The organism is Solwaraspora sp. WMMA2101 (assembly GCF_049179175.1).
Taxonomy (GTDB): domain Bacteria; phylum Actinomycetota; class Actinomycetes; order Mycobacteriales; family Micromonosporaceae; genus Micromonospora_E.
Genome location: NZ_JBMHMA010000006.1, coordinates 280787 through 306524 on the forward strand (window position 1 = coordinate 280787; position 25738 = coordinate 306524).

Genomic DNA, 25738 nt, shown 5'->3' on the forward strand with positions numbered 1-25738 from the left:
ATCGGTCAGCCGCGTTCCAGCAGGTGCCCGACGACCTGTGGGACCAGCATCACCGGGCTGCCCGAGCCGTCCCGGCGCGGGTCGACCGGCGGCAACGCCACCGACTCGCCGGACTGGGTGGAGCCGACCGGACGGGAACCGATCCAGGCCAGGTCGAGCGCTGTCTCGCCCTTGAGGAACCGCTGCGCCCGTACGCCGCCGGTCGCCCGGCCCTTCGCGGGGTAGGCGGCGAACGGCGTCAGCTTCACGCCACGCCCGGTGCAGGTCACCACCATCGGTTCGCCGTGCGCCGGGTCGTCGGTGCGTACCGCCGCGAAGAACAGCACCCGGGCGTCGGTGGCGAGACTGATCCCGGCCATCCCGCCGCCCTTGAGCCCCTGCGGGCGGACCAGCTTCGCGGGAAACCGCAGCAGGGCGGCGTCGGTGGTCACGAACGCGAGGCTCTCGGTGCCGTCGGCGAGCCAACTGGCGCCGACCACCTCGTCACCGTCGCGCAGGCCGATGACCTCGAACTCGTCGGCGCGGACCGGCCACTCCGGCGCGCAGATCTTCACCACCCCCTGGCGGGTGCCCAGCGCCAGCCCGGGGGTGTCCCGCTGGGCCGCCGGGGCCAGGCCGACGACCCGCTCACCCGGGCCCAGCGCGGCGAGTTCGGTGGCGGGCATCCCGCCGGACAGCGACACCGTGCCGGCCCGCTGGGGCAGCACCGGCAGCGGCAGTACGTCGGTGCGGATCGCCCGACCCGCGCTGGTGATCAACAGCACCTGGCCCCGGGCGGTGGCCGGGACGACCGCCGCGACGGCGTCGTGGCGTTCCCGGCTGTTGCGGCGGGCGTCCTCGACGGATTCCTCGCTCTGCGCCACGGTCCGGGCGACCAGCCCGGTCGCCGACAGGATCACCTGGCAGGGGTCGTCGGCGACCTCCAGCGGCCCGGCCGGTACGGAGGCGGCCAGCACCTCCTTGAGGTCACCGTCGACCAGGGTGGTACGGCGGGGGGCGGCGAACTGCTTCGCCACCTGGGCCAGCTCGTCGGAGACCACCTTGCGTAGCACCGCCGGGTCGTCCAGGATGCGCGACAGCTCGGTGATCTCGCCGCGCAGCCGCTCCTGCTCGGTCTCCAGCTCCAGTCGGTCGAAGCGGGTGAGCCGCCGCAGCGGGGTGTCGAGAATGTAGCCGGCCTGCACGGTGCTCAGCCCGAACTCGGCCATCAGGGCGTCGCGGGCGGACTGCGCGTCGTCGCTGGCCCGGATCAGCCGGACCACCCGGTCGATGTCGAGCAGGGCGATGAGCAGCCCGTCGACGAGGTGCAGCCGCTCGGCGCGTTTGCGGCGGCGGAACTCGCTGCGTCGGGTCACCACCTCGTAGCGATGGGCGAGGAACGCTTCCAGCAGCTCCTTGAGGCCCAGCGTACGGGGTTGCCCGTCGACCAGGACCAGGTTGTTCACCCCGAACGACTGCTCCATCGGGGTCAACCGGTAGAGGTCGGCGAGCAGCGCCTGCGGGTTGACGCCGATCTTGCATTCGACGACCAGCCGGGTGCCGTTCTCCCGGTCGGTGAGATCCTTGACATCGGCGATGCCCTGCAGCCGTTTGGTCTTGGTGACCTCTTCGGTGATCTTTTCGATGATCCGTTCGGTGCCGACTCCGTACGGCAACTCGGTGACGGTGATCGCCTGCCGGCCACGGCTGCCCTCCAGCGGGCCGATCTGCACCTTGGCCCGCATCCGGACCACGCCCCGGCCGGTCTCGAAGGCCCGGCGCACCTCGTCGAGGCCGAGCAGCAGACCGCCGGTGGGCAGGTCCGGGCCGGGCACGAACTCCATCAGCTTGTCCAGCGTGGCGTCGGGGTGGCGGATCAGCCACCGGGTGGCGGCCACCACCTCCCCGAGGTTGTGCGGGATCATGTTGGTCGCCATCCCGACCGCGATCCCGGACGCCCCGTTGACCAGCAGGTTCGGAAACGCCGCCGGAAGCACCTTCGGCTCGGTCAGCGACCCGTCGTAGTTCGGCTTGACGTCGACGGTCTCCTCGTCGAGCTCACCGACAAGGAGCATCGCCGGGCGCGACATCCGCGCCTCGGTGTAGCGGCTGGCGGCCGGGCCGTCGTCGGGCGAGCCGAAGTTGCCGTGCCCGTCGATCAGCGGCACGTTGAGGGAGAAGTCCTGCGCCATCCGGACCATCGCGTCGTAGATGGCGGTGTCGCCGTGCGGGTGGAACTTGCCCATCACATCGCCCACCACCCGGGCCGACTTGACGTAGCCGCGGTCGGGACGATGGCCCTGCTCGCTCATCGAGTAGAGGATCCGCCGGTGCACCGGTTTGAGGCCGTCGCGCGCGTCGGGCAGGGCCCGCGCGTAGATGACCGAGTAGGCGTACTCCAGGTAGGAGTCCTGGATCTCGGTCTCCAGCGGGTTGTCCAGAATCCGGGCGCCGGCCTGGTCGAACGCGGACAGGTCCACCCGGGACTGCTTGCTCTTGCTGCGTGCCATCTACGTTTCCAACGCTTCCTCGATTGAGCGGGGCCTGCTCAGGCGTCGATGCTCTCCTGGTCGACCCGACCAGCGGAGTCGATCAACCAGTTGCGGCGGGGCTCGACCTTCTCCCCCATCAACAGCTCCAGGGTGCGGTCGGCGACCTCCGCGTCGGCCAGGGTGATCCGGCGCACGGAGCGGGTAGCCGGGTTCATGGTGGTCTCCCACAACTCGTCGGCGTCCATCTCACCGAGGCCCTTGAACCGGGGCACCGGGGTGACCACCTGCCGCCCGGACCGGGTCAGCCGCCGTACGGTCTGCTCCATCTCTGCCTCGGTGAAGGTGAAGATGGTCTCCGCGTTGCGCCCCTTGGTAGTGATCTTGTGCAGGGGCGGCATCGCCGCGTAGAGCCGACCCGCCTCGATCACCGGGCGCAGGTACTTGGCGAACAGGGTGATCAGCAGAGTACGGATGTGCGAGCCGTCGACGTCGGCGTCGGCCATCAGGATCACCCGGCCGTACCGCATGGCGGCCAGGTCGAAGGTGCGCCCGGTGCCGGCCCCGAGGACCTGGACGATCGCCGCGACCTCCGCGTTGCGCAACGTGTCGGCCAGGTTGGCCTTCTGCACGTTGAGGATCTTGCCCCGGATCGGCAGCAGCGCCTGGTACTCGGCGACCCGGGCCATCCGGGCCGAGCCGAGAGCGCTGTCGCCCTCCACGATGAACAGCTCGCTGCGCTGCAGTCCGGTCGACCGGCAGTCGACCAACTTCGGCGGCATCGACGCGCCCTCCAGGGCCGTCTTGCGCCGGGCGGCGTCCTTCTGCTGTTTCTGGGTGAGCCGGACCCGGGCCGCGTCGACCACCTTCTGCAGCACGGTCCGGGCCTCGGTGCGCGTCTTGCGCTCCTCGACCCACGTCTTGATGTGCCGCTCCACGATGCCCTGCACCACCCGGGTGATCCCGGCGGTGGAGAGTTCGTCCTTGGTCTGCGAGGTGAACTGCGGCTCCGGGATCCGCACATGCACCACGGCGGTCATGCCTTCCAGCACGTCGTCGACGGTCGGTGCGTCCTCCTTGGGCTTGAGCAGCCCCCGGGTGTTGCGTACGGCGTCGACGACGGCCCGGGTGACGCCGCGTTCGAAGCCGCGCCGGTGGGTGCCGCCGTGCACGTTGCGGATCGTGTTGGTGAAGCACTCGACGATCCGCTCGTAGCCGGTGCCCCAGGAGAGAGCGACCTCGATCTCGGCCCGACGCTGCACGTCCGACTGCATCACGCCGTTGGCGTCGGCGGCGTTCTCCTTGTAGGTGCCGGAACCGGTGATCAGCAGGGTGCCGCAGACCGGCTTGTCCCCGCCGGGGGTCAGGAACTCCACCATCTCGACCAGCCCACGCGGATGGTGGTAGACCTCCTCGACCGGCTCCGCCCCGGTGGCGTCGCGAAGCACGTAGGTGACGCCGGGGACGAGGAACGAGGTGTTGCGCAGCCGGGTCCGGACGGCCTCGACGTCCAACGCGGCGCCGGCGTCGAAGTAGCGGGCGTCGTACCAGTACCGCACGCAGGTGCCGGTGGCCTCGCCCCGTTTCATCCGGCCGACCGCCCGCAGCCCCGACTCGGGGGTGAACGGGGCCGCGGGGCCGGGGCCGTCGAACACCCCCGGCACGCCCCGTTGGAACGACATCTCGCTGACCCGGCCGTCCCGCTTGACCCGTACGTCGAACCGTAGGGACAGGGCGTTGACCGCCGAGGCGCCGACACCGTGCAGTCCGCCGGAGGCCTTGTAGCCGGAGCCGCCGAACTTGCCGCCGGCGTGCAGCCGGGTGAGCACCAGCTCGACCCCGGACAGCCCGGACCGGGTGTGCACGTCGGTGGGGATGCCCCGGCCGTCGTCGTCGATCTGCACCGAGCCGTCGGCGTGCAGGGTGACCTCGATCCGGCTGGCGTGCCCGGCGATCCCCTCGTCGGTGGCGTTGTCGAGGATCTCGTTGAGCAGGTGACCGACGCCCCGGCTGTCGGTCGAGCCGATGTACATGCCGGGCCGCTTACGGACGGCGTCCAGCCCTTCGAGGTGGGTGAGGTCGTCTGCTCCGTACAGCGTCTCAGGTTGTGCAGTCAACGCGTCGAACTCCCGGGTGCCGGCCAGCGCGCCCCTGTCCACGCCGGCACGGACGCCGACGGGCGGGACCCGGTGGCCTGCGGGCCACCGCCTGACGAGCGTAACCGCAGCCCCCGACAGGGCCGCGCCGGGCCGGAAAGCCGGGCCGGCGTGGCGGACACGTGCCGCCGGCCGGTGCACGAGGGTGTCATTCCTCGCGCACCGGCCGGCCAGGTGATCGGGTCGGTCAGCTGGAGCTACAGGTCGGTGTCATCCCGCTGCCGCTGCCGGTGCCCTGGAAACCGAACTCGGTCGACTGCCCGGCGCCGATCCGGCCGTTGTAGGACACGTTGGCGAACCGCACCGAGCCGGTACTGCCGCTGGCCTGGGCGTTCCAGGTGTTGGTGACCGCGGCCCCGGACGGGATCGTCATGGTCACCGCCCAACTGTTGGTGCCCGAGGAGCCGGCGGTGACCCGCACTGTCGCCACGAACCCACCCTGCCACTGGTTGAGCGAGACGGTGGCGGAGCAGTTGCCGGGCGGTGGTGGTGCCGTGGTCGGTGGCGCCGTGGTCGGCGGCGCGGTCGTCGGGGGTGCCGTGGTCGGCGGCGCGGTCGTCGGCGGCGCCGTGGTCGGCAGCGGGGTGCCGCTGTTCAGCGCGGCGAGAGTGGCGTCGTACGCCTGCTTCTTGTTGCCGTTGTTGTCGAACAGCAGCGGCGTGCCGTAGGACCGCCACGAGTCGCTGTCCCGGATGCCCCACACCGTGATCCCGGTGCATCGGGCGATCGCCAGACAGTCGTTGACCACACCCCGGTACGCGTTGGCCTGTGCCTGCCCCGAGCCTTCGATGTCGAGCTCGGTGATCTGCACGTCCACACCCAGCGCGGCGAAGCTCGACAGCGTGGTGCGGTAGTTCGACGGGTACGGCGACTGGGGGTTGAAGTGCGACTGCAGACCGACGCAGTCGATCGGCACACCCCGCTGCTTGAAGTCCCGCACCAGGTTGTACGCCGCCTGGGTCTTCGCCCACGACCAGTTGTCGATGTTGTAGTCGTTGTAACACAGCTTCGCACCCGGGTCGGCCGCCCGGGCGGCCCGGAACGCCGCCTCGATCCAGTCGTTACCGGTGCGCTGCAGGTTCGAGTTACGCCGGGCACCGGAGTTGCCGTCGTCGAACGCCTCGTTGACCACGTCCCAGGAGTGGATCTTGCCCCGGTAGTAGGACGCGACCCGGGTGACGTGGTTGAGCATCGCCTGCCGCAGCGCGGTGCCCTCCATCTGCTCCATCCAGGCCGGCTGCTGCGAGTGCCAGGCCAGGGTGTGACCGCGTACCGACATGCCCCGGGCCAGGGCGTGGTTGACGATCCGGTCCCCGTTGGTGAAGTTGAACTGGTTCGGCTGCGGCTCGGTCGCGTTGATCTTCATCTCGTTCTCGGCGGTGACGCTGTTGAACTCCCGGTTCAGGATGTTCACGTACGTCGAATCACCGAGCTTGTGGGCGGCGACGGCGGCACCGAAGTACCGGCCGGTCTGGGCGGCGGCCGCCCCGAGGGTGGACTCGGCGGCGTTGGCGGAGCTGGCGTACAGCAGGGCGGTGCCGGCCGCGAGGGCCACCACCGCGACCGAAGCCAGGGCGGCCCGCGGTCCCCTTCTCCTCGATCTGCTGGCGTGATGGTCTGTCATGTCGGTGATTGCCTCTCGGTACAGGATGTGGACGGCACAAACCTCGGCCACGCATCGACCATGGTCGAAGTTCTGCCCGGATGCTAACGGAAATATTCCGGAAACTCAATGTTGAACTCAGCCATGCCGCACCGGCCCCGATCGACATCGGCGCACGTCAAAGCGGCCAACCGTCGGCACACCACGATCGACAGCACCGAAAATCTTTCGGAACGGTGGCCATCGGGTGCAGCATCGGACAGTCGGCGGACCACCCTGGCCCCGACTCGACGCCCCGAACGGTTCCGGCCCACGCGCCGGTCAGCCGCGACCCACGACCACACCTGGGTCGCGGGCGCGACGTCAGCGGTACCTGTCGCGCTGCGGCGTCGAGGTGCCCGACCGCGCCCGGACATGCGGCATGGACACCCGCCGGTCAGCTGCGACTCGCCCGACCGCTGTATGAAACTGTGTCAGATCCTAGCTCCGGGAGGAAGCACCATGCCGCAGTTGTCGTCCGTCACCCTCGACGACGTCCGCGCCGCCGCCGCGCGGATCGCGGGAGTCGCGCACCGTACGCCGGTGCTGCGCTCACGCACGCTGGACGCACTGGTCGGTGCCGAGGTCTTCGTCAAGTGCGAGAACCTGCAACGGGTCGGTGCCTTCAAGTTCCGTGGCGCCTACCACGCGATCTCCCGCCTGTCCCCCGACGAACTGGCGCACGGAGTCGTCGCCTACTCCTCCGGCAACCACGCCCAGGCCGTCGCGCTGGCCGCGCGGGAACTGGGCACGACCGCGGTCATCGTCATGCCCACCGACACGCCCACGTCGAAGGTCGCCGCCGTCACCGGCTACGGCGCGCAGATCGTCACCTACGACCGGTACACCGGCGATCGGGTCGCCATCGGTGCGGCACTCGCCGCGGAACGTGGATCGGTGCTGATCCCTCCCTACGAACACCCGCATGTGATCGCCGGGCAGGGCACGGCCGCACTGGAACTGATCGAACAGGCGGGTCGGCTCGACGCCGTACTGGTGCCGGTCGGCGGGGGCGGGCTCGCCGCAGGCACCGCCGTCGCGGCCACCGGCGTCAGCCCGGGCATCCGGGTCGTCGGCGTCGAACCCGCCGCCGGGGACGACACCCGACGGTCCCTGGCGGCCGGCCACCGGGTCGCCATCGAGGTCCCCCGCACCATCGCCGACGGCCAGGCCGCCGAGATTCCCGGCGAACTGACCTTCGCCATCAACCGACGGCTGCTCGACAGCGTCGTCGTGGTCGACGACGCCGAGATCCGCGCGGCGATGCGGTTCGCGTTCGACCGGCTGAAGATGGCCGTCGAGCCCAGCGGTGCCACCGGTCTCGCCGCGTTGCTGACCCACCGGCTGGACCCGATGCCCGCCCGGGTCGGCGTCGTCATCTCCGGCGGCAACATCGACACCCGACGCTTCATTGACCTGCTCGGCACCGGCTGACAGCGGTCCGGCACGCCGGGGTCGGCCGGGTGCCCGGCCGACCCCGGCGTGCCGGACCGCCTGCGTGAGACGCAGGCGGTCCGGCCGCGTCACAACCAGCGCTTGTTCAGCAGCAGACTCGGCGTGCCGGCCAGGTTCCCGGAGACCGCACCAGGGACCCCGTTGGCCACGATCCAGTTGTGCACCGTCGACTGGGGCACGTCACCGTAGATCGACTTGTACAGCGCAGCGACCCCGGTCGCGTGCGGCGCAGCCATCGACGTACCGTTGACCGACCTGGTGGTCGACGTCGGATAGGTCGACACGATCGCCGATCCCGGGGCGTAGATGTCCACGCACGATCCCGTCGACGAGAAGCTGGCCCGGGCGTCGGTCCAGGTGGAGGCACCGACCACCAGCGTCGCCGCGAGATTGCGCGGCAACCGGTCACACGAGTCGGCCCCGGTGTTGCCGGCCGACGCGGCGAGGAACACACCGCTGTCCATCATCCGGGTCAGCGCGGTGGCCAGCGTCGCGCTGTAGGTGTAGTTCCAGGAGGCGTTCGCCACCGCCGGCTTGACCGCGTTGGCGGTCACCCAGTCCACCGCGGCGATCGCCGCCGACAACGTCCCACCCCCGGAACAGTCCAGCCACTTCACCCCGTACAGCCGGACGTTCTTGGCCACGCCGTGGGTCGCCGAACCGAGCGTCCCCGCCACATGGGTCCCGTGACCGTTGCAGTCGACGTCGTTGTCGTCGATCGTGTTGTGGACGAACTGGGCCCGCCCCTCGAAATCCGGATGATCGGCCTGGATGCCCGAGTCGATCACGTAGGCGTGCACCCCCGCTCCGGTCGCGGTGTAGCGGTAACTGGCCGACAACGGCAGTCCCACCTGGTCGATCCGGTCCAGACCCCAGGACGGCGGATCGGTCTGGACAGCATCGACGACGTCGCTCTGGAACACGTCCCGCTCGATCCGCAGCACGTTGCCGTTGTGAGCCAGTTCGGCGACCTGGGCAGCGGTCAGCCGGGCCGAGAATCCATTGAGTGCGGTACGGAAGTACCTGGTCGCGGTGGTTCGCAACGCGCGTACCGGTGCCGTCGCGTCGGTTCCGGGCCGCATCGTCACGACGTAGGCGTCAGCGACGACCGTGACGTCCGACGCCGCCCGCGGGGTGGTGACCGGCACCGCGACGGCGCGGTACGGGCCGCCGGCGGCCATCGCCGCCGATGGCGGTACGGCCAGAGTCGCCACGACGGTCGTCGCGATGATGCTGCCGGCGGCCACGGCGCGTCGCAGGCGCCGTAGACGTGCTGGTGACACAGAGCCTCCTCTAGGCGGACCATCCGATAGATGATCATTCGCGTTGACGGCAGGCTATATCGATCGGGCCGCCCGGTAGGAGATCCGTTGCTGCGGATTCGTCGACCGATCGGCCCTGCACCACTCACCCCGATCGCCGGGCCACCGGCTCACCCGGTCACCGGACCGCCCGCTGACCGGCTCACGGCGGGTGCGCTTTCACCCGGACCGGGTGATGTGCGGCCGTCGTCGCCCGGCCTAGGTTCGCCAGGTGACGCTCTGAACGGGAGGGTGCGGCACCGTGGCCGATACGATCGAAGACGCGCTCGACCTGCTGGGACGCAACGACCCGGCGGTGGTGAACCGGCTGCCGCCCCGGATGCGCGGCACCGTACGACTGGACGTGCTCGACGACGGCCGCACCACGAGCTGGTTTGTCCTGCTCGACAGGGGGAAGGTGCAGGTGTCGTCGACCGGGTCCGAGCCGGACTCGATCATCCGCAGTGACCGGACCACCTTCGACCGACTGGCCCGGGGCGACGACCGGTTCATCCCCCTGCTGTTTCGCAACAGCCTCGTCGTCGAAGGGGATCTGGGGATCGCCGACCAGATCTCCCGGGCCCTGTTCGCCGACGCTCCGTCCGGACAGCATCCGAGGGACTTCGCCCGCAAGGGAGCCGCCGAGCATGAACGAGAAGACCGTCAGCATCCTGGACGGGAACACGTTCGTCGTCACTGACGAACGCGGAGACGTCACCCTCTCGCCGGACTTTCCCACCGGACTGTTCTCGTTCGACACCCGGTTCCTGTCGACCTGGCTGCTCCGGGTCGACGACGCGCCGCTGAACGTCCTCTCTCGCGACGACCTGCACTTCTTCGAGACCCGGTTCTTCCTGGTACCGGGCCGGCCCACCCACTACGTCGACGCCAAGGTCTCGGTGATCCGGGAACAGTCGATCGGCGCGACATTCGTCGAACGACTGACGGTGCTCAACCACGACGTCGTGGCCACCACCATCACCGTCCGGGTGGACATGGCCAGCGACTTCGCCGACCTGTTCGAGATCAAGGAGGTGCAGCGCAAGCGCGGCACCACCTCGGTGCAGGTGGACCGGGACGCCCTGCGCTACACCTACCAGCGCGACACGTTCCGCCGGGACACCATCGTGACCAGCACCGCGCCAGCGAACGTCGACGAGGGTGGGATGACCTTCGACATCCATCTGGAGCCACGCGGCCAGTGGCACACCGAACTGCAGGTCGAACCGATCCTCAACGGTGGGGACGCCGACTCCCCCACGGTGTGGGGAGCCTACCGGCGCCGGGCCCGACCACAGCTGCGCCAGGAGCTGGAACACTGGATCGACCGGGCCCCGCAACTGCACGCCGACAGCGAGCAGCTCAAGACCGCGTACGAGCGTAGCCTGGTGGACCTGGCCGCGATGCGGTACGCGTCGTTGACCGCCACCGGTCCGATACCCACCGCCGGGCTGCCCTGGTTCATGACGCTGTTCGGTCGCGACAGCATCTTCATCAGCCTGCAGACGATGCCGTTCCTGCCCCGGCTGACCCCACCGGTGCTGCGGCTGCTCGGCTCGTTGCAGGGTGGCAGCCTCGACGACCTGCGCGAGGAGGAGCCCGGGAAGATCCTGCACGAGTTCCGCTACGGCGAGTCCGCAGCGTTCGAGGAGCAGCCGCACACGCCCTACTACGGGTCCGCCGACGCCACTCCGCTGTTCGTGATCCTGCTCGACGAGTACGAGCGCTGGAGTGGCGACGCCGACCTCGTACGCGGTCTGGAACGTCAGGCCCGCGCGGCGCTGCGCTGGATCGACGAGTACGGCGACCTGCTCGGCAACGGCTACCTCTCGTACTGGCGGCGCAACACCCGTAACGGTCTGGAAAATCAGTGCTGGAAGGACTCGTGGGACGCGATCTCGTACCGCGACGGCCGGCTGTCCGCGCTGCCGCGAGCGACCTGCGAACTACAGGGGTACGCCTACGACGCCAAGATCCGTGGCGCCCGCCTGGCCCGCGAGTTCTGGAACGACCCCGTGTACGCCGACCAGCTGCAACGGCAGGCCGCCGAGCTCAAGGCCCGGTTCAACCGGGACTTCTGGGTCGCCGACGGTGAGTACTACGCGCTCGCGCTGGACCCCGACGGCACCCCGGTCGACGCGCTCGCGTCGAACATGGGGCACCTGCTGTGGAGCGGCATCGTGGAGCCGTCGCGGGCCCGAAAGGTCGCCGACCATCTGCTCGGCCCGGCGATGTTCTCCGGCTGGGGGGTGCGTACCCTGGCCGAGACCGAGGCCCGCTACAACCCGGTCGGCTACCACGTCGGCACGGTCTGGCCGTTCGACAACTCGATCATCGCCTGGGGTCTGCGGCGGTACGGTTTCGCCGACGAGGCGGCACGCATCGCCGAGGGCATGATCGAGGCGTCGGAGTACTTCGACGGCCGGCTGCCGGAGGCGTTCGCGGGCTACCGGCGCGACCTGACCGGCTATCCGGTCGAGTACCCGACGGCGTGCAGTCCACAGGGCTGGTCGGCCGGGGCCGTACTGCTCCTGCTGCGCACCATGCTCGGCCTCACGCCGTACCACGACCATCTCGGGGTGGACCCGTGCCTGCCGTCGTCGATCGCCCGTATCGAACTGCTCGACGTACCGGGGCGGTGGGGGCGGGCCGACGCGCTCGGCCGGCGGGCCGAGCACCGCCGCCGCAACCACACCCGGTTGCTCGCCCGGTTGGGACACGGCGAGAACCGGTGACCCGGTGACCGGTGGTCCCGGGGCCACCGGTCAGATACCGGCCCGGTTCACTGGTCGGTGCGGGCCCGGTCGACGAGCCGCTCGCCGCGCCGGGCGGCGGCGTCCGCGTCGACGGCGAGGTCCGGATCCTGCGCTGGGACCGGTACGCACAGCAGCAGTGCCGCCGGCTGTACGGTGGCCCGCAACGTACGGTCGGGCTCGATCAGGTCGCCGTCGAGTTCACGGGGCTGCACCCGGTCGCTGACGACCGACACGGTCCGCCCCCGGTGCACCTGCATCCGGGGCACCCGCTGGCGCCGCCGCAGCACCGCCCAGCCCAGCGCCAGCCAGTGCCGAAGGGTCCGCGGGGTCAGTACGGCGACGTCGAGCTGCCCGTCGTCGGGTTCGGCGTCGGCCAGCAGGGTGACCCCGCCCTGCAGCCGACCGACGTTGGCCACGAGGACCGTCAGCGCCCGGGTGGCCACCGGCGGCCGGTCGTCGACCTGGACCCGTACCGACATCGGCCGGTCGCGCAGGTGCCGCAGCGCCCCCGCGACGTACGCCGGCCAGCCGATCCTCGCTTTCGCCTGCTCGGACGTCGCGCCGAGCATCTTCGCGTCGAACCCCATGCCGGCCATCACCACGAAGTAGCGGCCGTCGTCGAGCCGGCCCACGTCGAGTCGGCGGGTGGCCCGTTCCACCGCGACCTCGATGCCGGCGGTCAGGTCGGTGGAGAGTCCCAGGTTGGCCGCCAGCAGGTTGCCGGTGCCGGCCGGCAGGATGGCCAGCGCCACGTCGGAACCGACGAGGCCCGCCACGCAGGCCATCACGGTGCCGTCGCCGCCGCAGGCGAGCACCACCTCGACCCCGGCGTCGACGGCCTGGCGGGTCTGGGCCTCACCCGGCGAGTCGACCGTCGTCTCCAGCCACATCGGCGCGGCCCAGCCCGCCTCGGTCAGTGCGCCGTCGACCGTCGCCCGTAGCCCGTCGAGGTCGGTGACCTTCGCCGGGTTGACCACGACGGCGGACCGGACCGCCGATGTCTGCTCATCCACCGGGTCAGTCTGGCCGACGGGGCACCGGCTGGCCAGTCGACCGCTGCGCAGCGGTCGACTGGCCAGCCGGTCGGCGGTCGGTCACGGTGATCCGGTCACCGGTGATCAGCGCGCGTCGTGATGATCAACTCGTCACCCGGAAGGTCGCGTCGGCACGGCCTGCGGCGTCGGTGATCGGGTCGAGCCGCAACTGGTAGCCGTAGTGGCGGATGTGGCGCTGCGGATAGTTGTACGACTGGAACGACGACCAGCCGGCGTCGGCGAGGCCGGCCACCTGACGGAACGTCGCGTCCGCCGCGAACATGGCGGTACCGTCGTTGGCGGCCAGGACGAAGTCGTAGCCGTAGTGCCGCAGGTAGTGACCCGGATAGTTGACCGACTCGAACGACACGTACCCGGAGTTGGCCGCCAGACCGGGCACGAGCCGGAACTGGGCGTCCTGAGCGGGACTGACGGTGGCGTCGATGCGCACGTCGAAGTTGGCGTGCCGCACGTAGCGGTCGGGGTAGTTGTACGACTGGATTCGGTTGACCGGCACGGTGGAGCCCCAACGGGCGAGCACCCGGGACTGCTCGGCGGCGGTCAGGTTGAGGATCGAGCCGTGGCGTTTACGGGTGCCGCCCATGCTCTGGTCCGACCGGATCTGGAAGTTGCGGGTGCTGCCCAGATTGGTCGAGGTGAGCGGCAGGTAGCCGCGCCCGGTGGCGTACTGGTCCAGCCAGAGCACCCACTCGTTACGTCCGTTGAACTGCGCCCACATCGGCCCCTCGACGACGTTGCCGCCGCCGGTGCCGTTGGAGATGCCCAGGTGGGACAGGTTACCCAGGGTCGTCCAGCCGCCGAGGATCGAGCTGCTCGCCTCGATCGTGATGTGCCCGTCGGCCGAGGCCCGGTAGTAGCGGTAGCCGCCGACGTTGTTCGGCACCTCGATGATCTGGGTGTCGATGATGCCCTGGCCGCTGCCCCGGTCGATGTAGAGCTGCGGGCTGGTGACGGTGCGGAAATCGCTGGTCCGTACGTACCAGATCCGGTGCTTGGTCACTCCGTCGCGCGACGAGTTGGTCGCCCAGTAGATGACGTAGTCGCCGGTCGCCGGGTTCCAGATGGCCTCGGGCGCCCAGGCGTTACCCGCACCGGCGATGCCGGCGGCGACGTTGAGCAGCCGGGGTGGCGACCAGTTGACCAGGTCGTTCGACTCCCAGACGACGATCGACGTGCTGCCCCGGTTGGCCGCGTCGTTCCACGACGTACCGCTGGCGATCCGCAGATCGGTGGCGATGATCCAGTACCGGTCGCCGGCCGGCGACCGGATGATCACCGGATCACGGACCCCCCGGGTACCGACCGTGGAGAGCAGGACCGGCCCGCCGTTGTTGAGGTCGGTCCAGCGCAGCCCGTCGGTGCTGTGGGCCAGGTGGATCTGCTCACCGTTGGCCGACTCGCCGGTGAAGTGGACCATGAGGTATCCGGTGAACGGGTCGAGGGCGGCGGCCCGCTGGGGGGTGACAGCGGTCCAGGAGGTGAACAGCAGGCAGGCGGCGAGGGCGATGGCGCCCAGCCGCGCGGCGGTTCGTGGCATCGGTGCTCCCAGGGGGTGGGCTCGGGTCGGACTTGGGTCTGGCTGGCTTGAGGTCCGGTCAGCGGCTGGGGGTGATCGGGCGGATGGTGCCGTCGGCGGCGAACTCGAGCGGGTCGATGACGATCTCCCGGTTGGTGCCGTTGCCCGCCGGTACGGCGAACCGGTGGTAGGCGATCCGCCAGGTGTCGGTGCCGGGAATCCGGATCACCGAGTGGTGTCCGGTGCCCTTGATTCCGTCGACGAGGCGTTTCTGCAGCACCACACCCCGGGCGGTCCACGGGCCGAGCGGTGACGGCCCGGTGGCGTACGCGACCTGGTAGTCCTCGCTGCGGGTGTCGTTCTCCGACCACATGAAGTAGTAGGTGCCGTTTCGCTTGAAGACGAACGGCGCCTCGTTGTAGCCAGCCGGGGTGATCAGGCGCACCTGCGCCGGATCGAACGAGACCATGTCGGTGCCGAGCGGGACGACCCGTGCGGCGCCCTGCCCCCAGTACAGGTAGGAACGGCCGTCGTCGTCGGTGAAGACCATCGGGTCGATGGCCTGACCGGAGTACTGGCCGCCCCGGATCAGCGGCCGGCCGAGCGCGTCGCGGAACGGTCCGGTCGGGGTGTCGGCGACGGCGACGCCCAGGTGCTTGACCGGGTCGCCGCTGGCCGCACCCCCGGAGAAGTAGAGGTAGTAGCGGCCGTCGCGGGCGGCGACCGCCGGCGCCCAGGCGGAGTCGTCGGCCCACGACACGTCGGGACCGTGGTCCAGGATCACCCCGTGGGCGGTCCAGTTGACCAGGTCCGGTGAGGAGAACGCCTGATAGTACGGGGCGGCCCAGCCGGCGTAGCCGTCGGTCGTCGGGTACAGGTAGTACCGGCCGTTGAAGATCGTCAGGTGCGGGTCGGCGAAGAGCCCAGGGATGGCCGGCCCCTGGTTGGTCGCCGGCGCGAGCGGCGGGGCGAGCCGGAACGAACTGTCCGCCCGGAAGCTGGCGGAGTCCTGGTACGCGTCGAGCCGGAGACCGAAGTCGCGGTGCCGGATCCGGTGCGTCGGATAGTTGTACGCCGCGAGCGCGACGGTGCCGGCGACCGACCCGTCGACCGGGCAGAAGGTGGCGTCGCGCCGGAAGGCGGCGTCGCCGGTGTTGACGTCGACCCGCAACAGCCAGTCGCGGTGTCGCAGAAACAGTCCGTCGCGGGTCTGCAGCGAGTAGCAGTCCGGGGTGGCCAGCCCGCTGACGATGGTGAAGGTGGCGTCGAGCCGGGCCTGTACCGGGCTGGCAGGCGTGACCGGTTCGAGCTGGACGGCCTGGTTCAGGTGGCGAACGTACCGCCCGGGGTAGTTCACCGATTCCAGGGAGTGCGTCCCGGTCGGCAGCGGCGCGGCGCCGGCCGGTGCACCGGTGCCGGCGATCACGGCGAGGCAGAGCATCGCCGCCAGGACCGGGCCAACGCGGTGTCGCATCCAGACACTCCTATGTTTGCGTTAACAATCACGATCGGCGGCAGTTACGACGAAATTGCCAGCTGAGATCGACAGTGTTAACTGGGACACGGAGTCCTGTCAATGGGGGCCCGCGATCGGCAGCTAGGCTGACGCATGCTCGCTGAACTCGTCGCGCACGCCCGTCGGCTCGTGCCGACCGAGGGCCGGCACGTGCTGGGCATCACCGGCTGCCCCGCCGCCGGCAAGTCGACCCTCGCGGCGGCGCTCGTCGACGAACTGACCCGCCACGGCGAGGCGGTCGCCGCCGTGCCGATGGACGGGTTCCACCTGTCCGACGCCGCACTGAGCCAACTCGGCCGCCGGGACCGCAAGGGCGCCATCGACACCTTCGACGCAGACGGTTACCTGGCGCTGCTGCGCCGCATCCGGGCCGACCACGACAGGACCATCTGGGCTCCCGGCTTCGCCCGCGACCTGGAACAGCCGATCGCCGGCACCATCCCGGTCGACCCACAGGTACGCCTGGTGGTTACCGAGGGCAACTACCTGCTCGCCGCGGAGCCGCCGTGGCCGCAGGTCCGCGCCGAGCTGGCCGAGGTGTGGTACTGCCACCTCGACGACGACCTTCGTCGCGACCGGCTCGTCCGCCGGCACGTCGAGTTCGGCAAGTCCGAACAGGCCGCCCGCGACTGGGTCCGAGCCGTCGACGACCCGAACGCCGCACTGATCAGCAGCAGCCGCGACCGAGCCGACCTGGACATCGACATGGCCAGGATCGGGCCGCTCGGCCCGACCACCGGGTGACCGTCAGGGCTTACGGGCCACCGCGCCGTAGGCGTCGATGTGGCCAGCGTCCGGGTCGTCCGACCGCCACCGGGTGATCGGCACCAGGCCCGGCTCCACCAGGGCCAGACCCTCGAAACACTCGGCGAGCTGCTCAGGACTGCGCAGGACGTAGGGCACTCCCCCGCTCTCCACCAGCTTCTCGGCACCCCGTACCACCGCAGGACTGGTGTCGGTGCCGTCCCACAACACGAGGAAGCTTCCCGACGCGACGGTGCCCATCAGGTGATCCACGATGGACTGGACAACGTCGAGATCGGGCTCGTACCCAAGGACCCCCATGAACAGCACCGCCGTCGGCTCCCGCAGGTCCAGCACCGACCTCGCCCCAGCGAGGATCCGCTCCGGGTCGTGATAGTCCGCGTCCACGTAGGTGACCGCTCCGCCAGCGCCCGAACTGGTCAGCAGGGCCCGGGCGTGCACCAGCGCCAACGGGTCGTTGTCGACATAGACGGTCCGCGACTGCGGCGCGACGCCCTGGGCCACCTCGTGGGTGTTCTGCATCGTCGGCAGCCCCGTCCCGACGTCGACGAACTGCCGGACACCAGCCTCGGCGGCCAGGAACCGCACGGCGCGGATGAGGAACCGCCGGGACTGCCGGGCCATCACCGCGATCTCCGGGTAGACGCTGGCCACGGCGTCACCGGCATCCCGGTCGGCCTGGAAGTTGTCCTTGCCGCCCATCCAGTAGTTCCACATCCGCGCGGCATGCGGCACGTCGACCTGGAGCTTCGAGGCGAGTTCGGGGTCGGTGTCGGACATGTCACGGCTCCTGGAGGGTGGGGTGTCCGGGGTCGGACCCGGCGACGCCTACCGCACCCCGGTACGGCTGGGCACGTGTCGACGACAGGACATCCTAACCACGCCACTGCGGAACCGCCCACTCTGGACCGAAAAACTTCGGTCATCCAGTGCTGAGAGTGGAACCGTTCACGCGGGCGACGATCGCGTCGGCGAAGCGGTCCAGAGCGGCGCTGTCGGCGTACCGGAATCCGAGACTGGGCTCGATCAACTCCACCTCCAGCACCAACGGGCCACCCGTGCCGCGTACCACGTCCACCCGCGCGTAGAGCAACTGCTCCGGCACCACCCCACCCCGGCGCGCGACCACCGCGAGTGCGCGCTCCGCCAACGCGCGCGTCGCCCTGTCCGGCGTCGTGGCGGCGAGGCGCTCGGCCAGGTAGAGCTCGCCCACGGTGTCGACGGCACCTCGGGCCAGCATCGGTCCCTTCCAGAACGCGTGCGAATACCGACCCTCGACGAAGACCAGGGCCTGCTCACCATCGGTGTCCACCGCCTGCTGGTAGGGCTGCACGAGGGCGGCGAGCCCCTGCTCGTGCAGTGACCGGATCAGGCTGCGGGCCTGGTCCGCCATTCCGGGCCCGAACCGCCCGGCACCCCGCGACCCCGCGCCGACCACCGGCTTCACGACGTACTCGGCACCACCTGCGATCGACTCCGGTGCGTCCGCCGCCGGGTCGCCGGGGTCGACGACGGTCGTCGGGATGGTCGCCACCCCCGCCGACTGGAGGTCGAGCAGGTACCGCTTGTCGGCGTTGTACCGCACCAGCTCAGCCGGATTCGCCAGCCGCGGCACCTCGGCGCACCACCGGAGGAAGGCGGCGGGCTGGTCCGGGTAGTCCCAGGTGGCGCGGAGCACGACCAGGGTCTGCGGGGCGACCGGACCACCCCACGGTCGCCACGCGGCGGCGACTCCCCGATGGCCGAGTGCGTCGACCAGTTCCGCCTCGTCGCCGTCGCCTTCCGGCAGCGCGGTACAGGAGGCGAGCAGGACCTGCGGGTCCGACAGGGGCATGACGGCGTCCCTTTCATGTTGTCGCGAACGATCCCGCTCCGGATCTTCAGGAACCATCCCGCTCCGGATCGGCACCGGCAGCAGGCACCGTGCCGTGGGCTACTCGCGCCAGCCGGCGACTTCGACCCCCTTGGCCAGCTCCACCCGGAAGCCCAGCGCTATCTCGCCGATCTCGCCCGGAGCGAGCGACAGCCGCCAGGTCAACTCACCGAGCTCCGTACGCTCGACCGGCGGCGGTACGACCACCGTCTCCCGGACCACCACCGCCTCGTCACGCGCCACCGGAAGCTGATCGCGCACCTCCACGTTCGCGGGGCGGGTCGTGTGGTTGCCGACGATGATCCGGTACTCCACCTCACGCCGTCGGGTCGACCCGAGCGTTGCCTTGGTCTCGACACGCCGATGCAGTTTCCGCTCCACCCTGAGCCGGTCGTCCACCCCCAGCGCCAACTTGGTCTCCTCACCCGGCGCCCACATCGGCAGCCTGGCGGACGCGACGAAGTCGGCGTGGTGGAACACCGCTGCCGGCCCAGGCAACAGGGTGTGCTCCGAGGTGTTGCGTACCGTGGCCCGCAGATGTGCCTCAGCGGTGACCACCGGCGTCGTGACGTGGTCCAGCCTGGCGGGCAGCTCCAACACGGCGACGGTGGCCCGGTGTGTGCTGCCGTCGGCCGGCACCGCCACCGGCCGGGCCGGCCGGTACGTGGCCGCGCTGACCCCCTGGGCGACGTCGGCGACGCGCTCCCGCAGCCGTGGCCGGGCCGCTGCGGACCGGACCCGGCCGCTGGCCGCCGCCCCGCTCGGTGTCGGCATCCCGGCCAGCATGTCCGCCGACACCGCGAGCGGAGGTGCCGGCTGGAGCCGGTCGAGAAACCAGGGCGACAATTCGGTCACCCCCGTCGTCGCGGCCGGCCGGGCGGTGGAGAGCTGAAGTTCGCACTCCGGCCAGTCCTCGCCGGTGCTCTGGCTGACCACTGCGAACCAGGTGACCGTCACGGTGTCCTCGACCAGCCGTAGGTCGTAGGAGGACTGCCAACTGGCCCCCTCCACCAGGTAGGTCAACTCCAGTTCGACTTCGGCATCGTCGGCATCCACTGCCACGACCACTTCGACGGCCAACTGGTCCGGCTCACGCTTGCCCTGCGCGGCGGCGAGATCCCGCCCGACGGCGGCCAGTTCCTCGGTCAGTTCGGTACGCCGACGGGCCAGGCCACGGCGACGGGCCCGCGAGTCGGTGAGCTGAGTGGCCACCGCGTCGGTGAAGTCGGCCACGTCGCCCGGCGTCGCGTCGCCGGCGGCCAGCGCGCGGGCGTAGGTGCCCCCGGCCCGCTCGGCCAACTTCGCCAGGAACTCCCCACGCTGCTGCTCGATGCCGTCCGCGTCGTCGACCCCGGCCAACTCGTCGGCCAGCTCACGGCGACGCCGCTCCAGGCCGACGACCTGCGCGTCGCCGCTGCGGGCCTGTCGCCACGTGGTCACGTCGACGCCGAGCACGGTGGCCGGGCCCCGACCGCCGACCCGGACCGAGTCCCGGCGCAGGCCGAGCGGGAGCGGAGCCACCCGTACCCGGTGCCGACCAGCGGCCAGGCGGACCCCGCCGCGCCGGGTCACCCGGGCCCGGTCGGGATATACGGTGACGCCGACGACGGGCGCCTCGACCTTGGTGGTGTCCACGGCGGCGAGAGTAGTCGAATCACGCTTGCGGCCGACCGGTCCCCGTGTCGCGCCGGGCCCCAGTGCGGTGTGACGGGTGCTCTCCCTGTCCTGGACGGGCCCGGACGGCCCGTCCAGGACAGGAGGCGTTCAGGCGGTACAGACCGGGGTCATACCGGTCGCTGTCCCGGTCCCTTGGAAGCCGAACTCGGTGGACTGGCCGGCGCCCACCGCGCCGTTGTAGCTGACGTTGCTGAACCGGACGGTGCCGCTGTTGCCGCTGCGGTTGGCGTTCCAGGCGTTGGTCACGGTGGCCCCGGACGGCAGGGTCAGTTGGACGCTCCACCCGTTGATCGACGAACTGCCGGCGGTGACCCGTACGGTGGCGACGAAGCCACCGGGCCAGGAGTTCAGCGAGACGGTGGCCGAGCAGCCGGACGGGTTCGGCGGCGGGGTCGTCGGCGGCGCGGTCGTCGGCGGCGGAGTGACGACGGTGCGGCCCTTGTTCAGCTCGTCGAGGACCGCATGGTAGGCGGCCTTCTTCTGGTAGTTGCCGTTACCGCCGGTGAAGAGCAGACCCCGCTCCGAGGAGCGCCACGACTCACTGTCGGAGATGCCCCAGACGGTGATGCCGGTGCACTTCTCGACGTTCAGACAGGCCCGGACGACCTTACGGTAGTTCTCCGCCTGACCCGCGCCGATGTCGTTGTTGCTCAGGTCGTCGTCGATGTCCACCTCGGATAGGTGCACCTCGACGCCGAGGTCGGCGAAGCGCTGGATGTTGGCCTGCAGGTCGTCGGTGATGATGCTGTTCGGGTTGTCGTTGAAGTGGGCCTGGAACCCGACGCAGTCGATGTACTGCCGGTAGTTACGGACGATCTCGTACAGCGCGTCGGACTTGCGGTTCGGGGTACCGCCCCGGACCGTCAGGCCCTCGACGTCGTAGTCGTTGATACAGAGCTTGGTGGACAGCCCGCCGGCCTGCACGACCTGCCTGGCCCGGATGAACGAGTCCCGGATGACGTCGGTGTCACCGGGGTCGAAGAAGTCACCGTCACCGTTGGCGTCCCGGTTCATGCTGTGCGGCCACTGAGCCTTTCCGGGTAAGGCTCTGATCACCGGGCGCGGTGTCCGGAACGGTCAAGATGTGTGGGAATCGCCCTGGTGAGCCGGGATGAACGATGAGGGCGCGGAACGCCGGTACGAAGTGTTCCTCTCACAGACCACGACCCCGGAGTCCCGCGCCGCTCATGAGTATCACCTATACCGCAACGCTGCCCGTACGCGACGAGACCGTGTTCCACCTCTCCGGACTGCTGCACGCCGAACGTCTCCGGCGCGGCACCCGCCGGGGACGGCGGGTGTTGACCTGCTTCCGCCAGGCCGTGCTGGTCCTGCGCTGGCTGCTCGACGGCACCCGGATGAGCCAGTTGGCCCGCGACAACACGATCAGCCTGTCCACCGGGTACGCCCACCTGCACGAGGCCATCACGGTCCTGACCGCCCAGGCACCCGGCCTACACGGCGCGCTGCCGGCGGCCAAGGCCGCCGGCTACGACCACGTCCTGCTCGACGGAACCCTGATCGAGACCGACCGGATCGCCACCCCGGGTCCCACCCCCGGCGTCGACCTGTGGTGGTCGGCCAAGCACAAGAACCACGGCGGCAACATCCAGGTCCTGACCGCCCCGGACGGCTGGCCGCTGTGGACCTCGCCGGTACGCCCCGGCCGGGAACACGACACCAGCTGCCTGCGCGCCCACCCCGGCCTGCTGACCACCCTCACCGAGATCCGCGAGAACATGCGGACCCTGGCCGACCTCGGCTACGAAGGCGAAGCCGACACCATCGCCGTCGCGTTCAAGAAGCCCAAAAACGGTGAGCTCACCGACCTGCAGCAGACGTTCAACCACGCCCACAACCGGCTCCGCGCGGTCGGTGAACGCGGGAACAGCCTGCTCAAGACGACGTTCAAGGCCTTACGTAACGTCAGCCTGTGCCCGTGGAAGATCGGGAACATCGTCGCTGCGGCACTGGTCATCCTCCACATCGAGCACAACCGAACCACCTGAGCCGAGTACCGGCACTACACCCAGTCGCGAACCGTTACTCGCAAAGGCTCACTGACATTGACCATCTCTGGCTTGCGCCCGGACATCACAATCCATTGTGGATCTTGTTACCTTTTCGAAGTCGGCATCAATCGAAGTATCTGAATCATGATGGTGCCGCACCCGTTCTTCGTCGAGAGGATCACGGATGTCCCGTCCTGCCCGCCTGACCCGGCGCGCCCTCGTCGCCACCCTCACGCCCGGCACCCCGGTCTCGGCCGCCGACCGACCCTTCACCTACCAGGTGACCCCCGGCTCCGCGCAGTGGCGCGCGCTCGGCAGCCACCAGGAGATGGTCGACGCCGTACAGATGCCGGCCAAGACCGCCGCCGTCCTGCGGACCCCGCTGCTCGTCGACGCCGTCCTGGCGTACCCGCTGCTGCCCGACGCCCTGGCCTTCAACAGCGTCCAACACGGCTTCGAGACCGTCACCGCCCGCTTCACCGGACTACAGGAACTGCTCCGCCGCCCCGACGCCGGCCAGGAACTGCTCACGCGCTACCGGACCCTGAACGTCGCGGCCCGCGGCGGTGAGTCCCTCGCCGACGCCGGCGACCGGGCGCTGGCCGTGTGGAAACTGGAGACCGTCCTCGCCCAGCCGCAGGTGCTCGCCACCCTCACCGCCGCGCAGTCCGAGGAGTTGCTGCGGCTCGGCCTCGCCGTACACCGGGCCAAGCAGACCGACGCCACGACGTACGGCCAGGCCGGCCTGGAACCGACCGCGGTGCTGCTCGGTCGCGCGCTCGCCACCCGGGAGAGCTGGGACTGGTCCCGCTCGGAGCTGCTGCGCGAAGCTGTGCAGCTGCGGCCGGGCGCGGTGGAAACCACCGTCGCGGCCGTACGGGCGCACCTGGCCGACCCCAGCGTCGCCCACCCGGTCAGCGACGACGTCGGGACGCTGGACTACGCCAGCACCGCCTACACCCCCAACGGCTCGGCCGTCTCGGTGATCACCATGACGTCCGAGCTGACCAGCGCCCAGATCAGCAGCTACAACAGCTACGTGGCGACCAACTATCCGTCGGCGTCGCGGGAACGCAACGCCTCGCGCAAGTACAACTGCCACTCGTACGCCTGGTACAGCACCTCCAGCGCGAACGACCGGTGGATGAACACCCCCGGGGACGACCGCTACTGGCAGGACGGCAGCTATACCCGCTGGCAGATCCCGTACCAGTGGTTCTCCAACATGAAACTGTCGTACGCCAGTGACGACCACTCCGGCATCTGGGTCGGCACCGGCAACTACGTACGGTCCAAATGGGGCCAGCTCGGCCTGATGTACCACTACTGGACCTACTCCCCGTACAACAGCTCCACCACCAACTCGTACTTCCGGCTCTGATCCACGGTCGGCCCGACTGACCCTGACGAAACGGCGACGTGCCTGGCGGGAGTTCCATCCCGCCAGGCACCTCGTGCGTCCGGTGGCCTACCTGCCAGCTGCGGCTACTCGTAGCGCAGCGAGTCGACCGGGTCAGCCCGGGCCGCCCGCGACGCCGGCAGCGTGCCGGCCAGGAACGCGATCGCCATCACCAGGCCGATGATCGCCGCGATGGAGACCGGCTCGAAGGCGATCAGCGTGAGCCCCGGCAGGTCCGCGAGGAAACTGCCGGCCAGTGCGCTGCTGATCGCGGTGCCCGCCGCGACCGCCAGCACCGCGCCGATGGCGCTGCCGAGGAAACCGATGAACGTGGCCTCCAGGCTGAACAGGCCGAACACCTTGCCCGAGCCCATGCCCATCGCCTTCATCAGGCCGATCTCACGGGTCCGCTCCTGCACCGACATGAACAGGGTGTTGACGATCCCGAAGCTCGCCGCCAGCAGCGCGATCACCGCGAAGGCGTTCAGCACCCAGACGATGCCGTCGATGACGGTACGGAACGCGCCGAGCTGATCGGCGACCGTGCTCCCGGTGTAGCCGGCGTCGGCCAGCCGGTCCTTCAGTGCGCTGATCTGCTCGTCGGTCGCGGCCGGGTCGAACCAGACGGCCGCCTGGGCGTACCGCTGCGCCTCGGCCGCCGGGACACCGGTGTTCTGCGCGTCGAACAGCGCATCGGTCAACGCGTCGTCGGGCATCCGCACGCCGGCTGACCTGGCGGGCCGGCGGTTGTCGTACCTGCCGGGCGGCATCAACCATGTGCTGTTCCCGACGTACGCGCAGCTGGCCGGTTTCGACCCCTCGGGTGTGCAGTGGGTGAGCAACCCGGTGCCGGCCCAGCACGCGGCGCTGCTCGCCGAAGGACGAGTCGACGCCATCAGCCAGTTCGTGCCGGCGGTGGAGTCGGTGCGGTCCGTCGCGAAGCAGGACCTGTCGGTGCTGCCGTTCGTCGACTGGATCGGTGACCTGCACGGCTCGGCGATGGCCGTCTCCACAGCGACCGCGACCAACCGTGCCGACGTGGTCCGCCGGTTCAACCGGGCGCTGCTACGCGGTCTGGTCTACTGCATGCAGGACCCCGAGCCGGCTGGCAAGGCGTACGCGGCACAGCCAGAGACGCAGGGCCAGCAGGCCCACCTCGCTACCGCCGAGCTGACCGCGCTGCGCGGCTACGTCACCCCGGCAGAAGGACGCCTCGGCCACTTCGACGAGGCGAGGGTGGCCCGCAACATCGCGATCCTGCACGGTGCCGGGGCCATACCCGCTGGGCTGACGCCGCCGGACATCATCGCCCCCGACCTCGTCGAATGAACCGACCCACGCCGCCAACGCCTGGTCTCGCCTCGGCAGCCACGGCCCGGCTGCGGACGGTGGTCGCCGGAGCCTGCCCGCCGGTCCTCGGTGTGGCCGGGCTGGTCGCCGTCTGGTGGGCCGCCGTCGAGGTGTCCGGCGTCGCCGACTATGTTGTGCCGCCGCCGTACGCGGTCGCCGCCGTGATCCGTGACCAGCCCGGCTACCTGCTCCACCACGCCGCCGTCACCCTCACCACGGCGATGGCCGGCTACACGCTCGCCGCCGGCACGGCGGTCATGCTCGGCACTGTCCTGGCGATGTCCCGGCCACTGGCGCGGGCAATCACCCCGACCCTGCTGGTCCTCAGCGTGCTACCGAAACCCGCCCTGGTGCCGGTGCTGATCATCGCCCTCGGCTTCGGCGCCGGCCCGAAGATCGTCCTGGTCTGGCTGATGTGCTTCCTCCCGATCGCCCTCGCGACAGCCACCGGCCTGACGGCCACCCCGGCGGAGCTGGTCGAGCTGGCCCGATCCCTGACCGCGTCCCGCTGGCAGACGTTCGTCAAGGTCCGGCTACCGGCCGCGCTACCGCACCTGTGCTCCGGGCTGCGGATCGCGTTACCCCTCGCCCTTATCGGCGCCGTCGTGTCGGAGTTGTTCGGCGGGCTCGCCGGGCTCGGCGTCGTCATCCAGAACGCCGGCACCCGCGCCGACATGGCCTTCGCCGCCATCACGGTCCTCGCCGCCATGAGCACCGCGATGTACGGGCTCCTCACCGCCGCCTGCACTCGGGCAGCGCCGTGGATCCGCCACACGACCGCCTGACCCCCGGGCACG

General features: G+C 70.3%; 20 protein-coding genes. 8 read left to right on the top strand and 12 right to left on the bottom strand.

What is annotated here, in order from left to right:
• Nucleotides 1–5: 5 nt before the first annotated feature.
• The 3 genes from ACN28F_RS01810 to ACN28F_RS01820 all read right to left on the bottom strand — a co-directional run bounded on the left by ACN28F_RS01810 (nucleotide 6) and on the right by ACN28F_RS01820 (nucleotide 6248).
• Nucleotides 6–2489, bottom strand: a complete 2484-nt coding sequence (locus ACN28F_RS01810) for a DNA gyrase/topoisomerase IV subunit A (RefSeq protein ID WP_289206408.1) — start codon at nucleotides 2487–2489, stop codon at nucleotides 6–8.
• Between the two features lie 38 nt (nucleotides 2490–2527).
• A complete protein-coding gene (locus ACN28F_RS01815) occupies nucleotides 2528–4585 on the bottom strand; it encodes a DNA gyrase/topoisomerase IV subunit B (protein WP_421361219.1) in 2058 nt (685 codons plus the stop codon).
• Nucleotides 4586–4811: 226 nt separating this feature from the next.
• Entirely contained in the window at nucleotides 4812–6248 is a 1437-nt protein-coding gene (locus ACN28F_RS01820) for an endo-1,4-beta-xylanase (RefSeq protein WP_289206409.1), read from the bottom strand.
• 480 nt (nucleotides 6249–6728) lie between these two features.
• Here ACN28F_RS01820 and ACN28F_RS01825 point away from each other — a divergent pair, with 480 nt between their 5' ends.
• Nucleotides 6729–7700 (top strand): pyridoxal-phosphate dependent enzyme, encoded by a 972-nt coding sequence (locus ACN28F_RS01825; protein WP_289206410.1) that lies wholly within the window; start codon nucleotides 6729–6731, stop codon nucleotides 7698–7700.
• An 89-nt stretch (nucleotides 7701–7789) separates the two neighbouring features.
• Here ACN28F_RS01825 and ACN28F_RS01830 read toward each other — a convergent pair whose 3' ends face one another.
• Nucleotides 7790–9004, bottom strand: coding sequence for a S8 family peptidase (locus ACN28F_RS01830; RefSeq protein WP_289206411.1), 1215 nt, complete (start codon nucleotides 9002–9004; stop codon nucleotides 7790–7792).
• Between the two features lie 280 nt (nucleotides 9005–9284).
• Between ACN28F_RS01830 and ACN28F_RS01835 the strand changes: the two genes are divergently transcribed.
• Entirely contained in the window at nucleotides 9285–9722 is a 438-nt protein-coding gene (locus ACN28F_RS01835) for an SCP2 sterol-binding domain-containing protein (protein WP_289206412.1), read from the top strand.
• Nucleotides 9670–11757 carry a glycogen debranching N-terminal domain-containing protein gene (locus ACN28F_RS01840; RefSeq protein ID WP_289206413.1) on the top strand — a complete coding sequence of 696 codons (2088 nt, stop codon included), beginning with the start codon at nucleotides 9670–9672 and terminating at the stop codon, nucleotides 11755–11757. The genes ACN28F_RS01835 and ACN28F_RS01840 overlap by 53 nt, the downstream gene beginning before the upstream one ends.
• Before the next feature lie 47 nt (nucleotides 11758–11804).
• On the opposite strand, the gene ACN28F_RS01845 is transcribed toward ACN28F_RS01840, so the two are convergent.
• From ACN28F_RS01845 to ACN28F_RS01855, 3 genes are all read right to left on the bottom strand, one after another.
• Nucleotides 11805–12791 carry a diacylglycerol/lipid kinase family protein gene (locus ACN28F_RS01845; RefSeq protein ID WP_289206414.1) on the bottom strand — a complete coding sequence of 329 codons (987 nt, stop codon included), beginning with the start codon at nucleotides 12789–12791 and terminating at the stop codon, nucleotides 11805–11807.
• A gap of 124 nt (nucleotides 12792–12915) precedes the next feature.
• A complete protein-coding gene (locus tag ACN28F_RS01850; RefSeq protein ID WP_421356895.1) occupies nucleotides 12916–14370 on the bottom strand; it encodes a glycoside hydrolase family 43 protein in 1455 nt (484 codons plus the stop codon).
• 58 nt (nucleotides 14371–14428) lie between these two features.
• A complete protein-coding gene (locus ACN28F_RS01855) occupies nucleotides 14429–15823 on the bottom strand; it encodes a family 43 glycosylhydrolase (protein WP_289206416.1) in 1395 nt (464 codons plus the stop codon).
• A gap of 135 nt (nucleotides 15824–15958) precedes the next feature.
• Between ACN28F_RS01855 and ACN28F_RS01860 the strand changes: the two genes are divergently transcribed.
• A complete protein-coding gene (locus tag ACN28F_RS01860; protein ID WP_289206417.1) occupies nucleotides 15959–16609 on the top strand; it encodes a nucleoside/nucleotide kinase family protein in 651 nt (216 codons plus the stop codon).
• 3 nt (nucleotides 16610–16612) lie between these two features.
• Here the strand turns inward: ACN28F_RS01860 and ACN28F_RS01865 are convergent, their stop codons facing one another.
• From ACN28F_RS01865 to ACN28F_RS01880, 4 genes are all read right to left on the bottom strand, one after another.
• A complete protein-coding gene (locus ACN28F_RS01865) occupies nucleotides 16613–17410 on the bottom strand; it encodes an SAM-dependent methyltransferase (protein WP_289206418.1) in 798 nt (265 codons plus the stop codon).
• A gap of 142 nt (nucleotides 17411–17552) precedes the next feature.
• The gene (locus ACN28F_RS01870) at nucleotides 17553–18464 is read right to left on the bottom strand and encodes an ATP-grasp domain-containing protein (RefSeq protein WP_289206419.1); all 912 of its coding nucleotides are present in this window, start codon (nucleotides 18462–18464) and stop codon (nucleotides 17553–17555) included.
• A 99-nt stretch (nucleotides 18465–18563) separates the two neighbouring features.
• Nucleotides 18564–20138: a DUF4139 domain-containing protein gene (locus ACN28F_RS01875; protein ID WP_421356896.1), complete on the bottom strand. Its 1575-nt coding sequence runs from the start codon at nucleotides 20136–20138 to the stop codon at nucleotides 18564–18566.
• 129 nt (nucleotides 20139–20267) lie between these two features.
• Complete coding sequence (locus ACN28F_RS01880) at nucleotides 20268–21194, bottom strand: endo-1,4-beta-xylanase (RefSeq protein ID WP_289206421.1); 927 nt, start codon at nucleotides 21192–21194, stop codon at nucleotides 20268–20270.
• Nucleotides 21195–21367: 173 nt separating this feature from the next.
• Here ACN28F_RS01880 and ACN28F_RS01885 point away from each other — a divergent pair, with 173 nt between their 5' ends.
• Both ACN28F_RS01885 and ACN28F_RS01890 read left to right on the top strand, forming a co-directional pair.
• Nucleotides 21368–22189: an HARBI1 family protein gene (locus ACN28F_RS01885; RefSeq protein ID WP_289206422.1), complete on the top strand. Its 822-nt coding sequence runs from the start codon at nucleotides 21368–21370 to the stop codon at nucleotides 22187–22189.
• A 187-nt stretch (nucleotides 22190–22376) separates the two neighbouring features.
• Nucleotides 22377–23573 carry a hypothetical protein gene (locus ACN28F_RS01890; protein ID WP_421356897.1) on the top strand — a complete coding sequence of 399 codons (1197 nt, stop codon included), beginning with the start codon at nucleotides 22377–22379 and terminating at the stop codon, nucleotides 23571–23573.
• Nucleotides 23574–23677: 104 nt separating this feature from the next.
• On the opposite strand, the gene ACN28F_RS01895 is transcribed toward ACN28F_RS01890, so the two are convergent.
• Complete coding sequence (locus ACN28F_RS01895; RefSeq protein WP_289210983.1) at nucleotides 23678–24307, bottom strand: ABC transporter permease; 630 nt, start codon at nucleotides 24305–24307, stop codon at nucleotides 23678–23680.
• Nucleotides 24308–24338: 31 nt separating this feature from the next.
• Between ACN28F_RS01895 and ACN28F_RS01900 the strand changes: the two genes are divergently transcribed.
• Both ACN28F_RS01900 and ACN28F_RS01905 read left to right on the top strand, forming a co-directional pair.
• Nucleotides 24339–24920, top strand: coding sequence for an ABC transporter substrate-binding protein (locus tag ACN28F_RS01900; RefSeq protein ID WP_421356898.1), 582 nt, complete (start codon nucleotides 24339–24341; stop codon nucleotides 24918–24920).
• Nucleotides 24917–25726 carry an ABC transporter permease gene (locus ACN28F_RS01905; RefSeq protein WP_421356899.1) on the top strand — a complete coding sequence of 270 codons (810 nt, stop codon included), beginning with the start codon at nucleotides 24917–24919 and terminating at the stop codon, nucleotides 25724–25726. The genes ACN28F_RS01900 and ACN28F_RS01905 overlap by 4 nt, the downstream gene beginning before the upstream one ends.
• Nucleotides 25727–25738: the final 12 nt, after the last annotated feature.

Coding starts and splice junctions, on each gene's coding strand:
- ACN28F_RS01810 (WP_289206408.1), bottom strand. CDS start 2,489: ATGGCACGCAGCAAGAGCAAGCAGTCCCGGGTGGACCTGTCCGCGTTC.
- ACN28F_RS01820 (WP_289206409.1), bottom strand. CDS start 6,248: ATGACAGACCATCACGCCAGCAGATCGAGGAGAAGGGGACCGCGGGCC.
- ACN28F_RS01825 (WP_289206410.1), top strand. CDS start 6,729: ATGCCGCAGTTGTCGTCCGTCACCCTCGACGACGTCCGCGCCGCCGCC.
- ACN28F_RS01840 (WP_289206413.1), top strand. CDS start 9,670: ATGAACGAGAAGACCGTCAGCATCCTGGACGGGAACACGTTCGTCGTC.
- ACN28F_RS01850 (WP_421356895.1), bottom strand. CDS start 14,370: ATGCCACGAACCGCCGCGCGGCTGGGCGCCATCGCCCTCGCCGCCTGC.
- ACN28F_RS01855 (WP_289206416.1), bottom strand. CDS start 15,823: ATGCGACACCGCGTTGGCCCGGTCCTGGCGGCGATGCTCTGCCTCGCC.
- ACN28F_RS01860 (WP_289206417.1), top strand. CDS start 15,959: ATGCTCGCTGAACTCGTCGCGCACGCCCGTCGGCTCGTGCCGACCGAG.
- ACN28F_RS01865 (WP_289206418.1), bottom strand. CDS start 17,410: ATGTCCGACACCGACCCCGAACTCGCCTCGAAGCTCCAGGTCGACGTG.
- ACN28F_RS01870 (WP_289206419.1), bottom strand. CDS start 18,464: ATGCCCCTGTCGGACCCGCAGGTCCTGCTCGCCTCCTGTACCGCGCTG.
- ACN28F_RS01880 (WP_289206421.1), bottom strand. CDS start 21,194: ATGAACCGGGACGCCAACGGTGACGGTGACTTCTTCGACCCCGGTGAC.
- ACN28F_RS01885 (WP_289206422.1), top strand. CDS start 21,368: ATGAGTATCACCTATACCGCAACGCTGCCCGTACGCGACGAGACCGTG.
- ACN28F_RS01890 (WP_421356897.1), top strand. CDS start 22,377: ATGTCCCGTCCTGCCCGCCTGACCCGGCGCGCCCTCGTCGCCACCCTC.
- ACN28F_RS01895 (WP_289210983.1), bottom strand. CDS start 24,307: ATGCCCGACGACGCGTTGACCGATGCGCTGTTCGACGCGCAGAACACC.
- ACN28F_RS01905 (WP_421356899.1), top strand. CDS start 24,917: ATGAACCGACCCACGCCGCCAACGCCTGGTCTCGCCTCGGCAGCCACG.